1 protein-coding gene is annotated in these 1,091 nt (G+C 33.3%); it reads left to right on the plus strand.

Annotation, left to right across the window (positions count from 1 at the left end):
• Window positions 1–359: 359 nt before the first annotated feature.
• Entirely contained in the window at window positions 360–1,001 is a 642-nt protein-coding gene (locus tag LU351_RS20490; RefSeq protein WP_232595944.1) for a hypothetical protein, read from the plus strand.
• The last annotated feature ends 90 nt before the right edge of the window (window positions 1,002–1,091 follow it).

The following is a 1,091-nucleotide window of genomic DNA, read 5'->3' on the forward strand; positions in this document are numbered from 1 at the left end:
CAAAAGAACGAATTTTTATCCAATATTTTTGTAAATAAATGCGTAATGATAATTATTTTCGGTAAATGTTCCGGTAGAAAAAATTAGAAAATTATCGCGCTAAAAAAACGAATTTATAGAGGTTCCCTTAATTACTGTTTAGAAATCACCCTCTTTTTCATAGAGTATTGAGTCATTATTTTTGCTATTTTTATATTCTGTTTAGCAAGGAAGTGTAATGTTTAATATAGACAAGCCCAAGTTCAATCAGTTTATTACTAAGGAGTACATTAATAAATGTCCAACGCAACGGAACGAAACAGCAAGACCTTTCTGAGCCTTGCAAAAGGAATTGAAGCCAATTCTAAATGGTAATAATAATGACAGATTCATTTACCTACAACGCCAAAGATATGTACTGGCATGACTTCAGGCAGTCTCCTCTGCATATTTTCGATTTATCAGGCATAACTTTATGTTATAGTGGCGAGCCTTGCTCCATACAATCCTATAAAACCATTGACACCCCCAGAATTAACCTCAGCAATACCAGCCTTTACTCCGAAAATAGAATTCCAGCATTAAAAACACACTTTGATTACAGATTTTTTTCTTTACCCTCCGTTTTTTGGAGAGTGTTTGCTCCCATGGACGAAAAATCGACTGCTGAAGTAGGAATTTGCTCACTCAAACCAGCAATCTATAAGATTAAAAGCGAATCACTATCAAATCTTGATACCAACGACGAAAATTTTTTATTAGTTCTCGATGCACTCGCAAAAAGAAAACTAGAAAATGAAAAAAGCTTAGATAGATACCATTTAAAAAAATTTACGATCAACGAAAGAATTTGGGTTTCCAAATCCGCCTTCTTCGAACAAGGCACATTCCACTATTTCATCAAAACCCCCATATCAAGCCAACATTTTCTATCATTCTCTCTCAGGCCAGAAGGATTTGAGCTTTATGAAAAAGGAAAAACAGATGGGAACCTCTATAAATTCGTTTTTTTAGCGCGATAATTTTCTAATTTTTTCTACCGGAACATTTACCGAAAATAATTATCATTACGCATTTATTTACAAAAATATTGGATAAAAATTCGTTCTTTT

Source organism: Marinibactrum halimedae, assembly GCF_021234875.1.
Classification (GTDB): domain Bacteria; phylum Pseudomonadota; class Gammaproteobacteria; order Pseudomonadales; family Cellvibrionaceae; genus Marinibactrum; species Marinibactrum halimedae.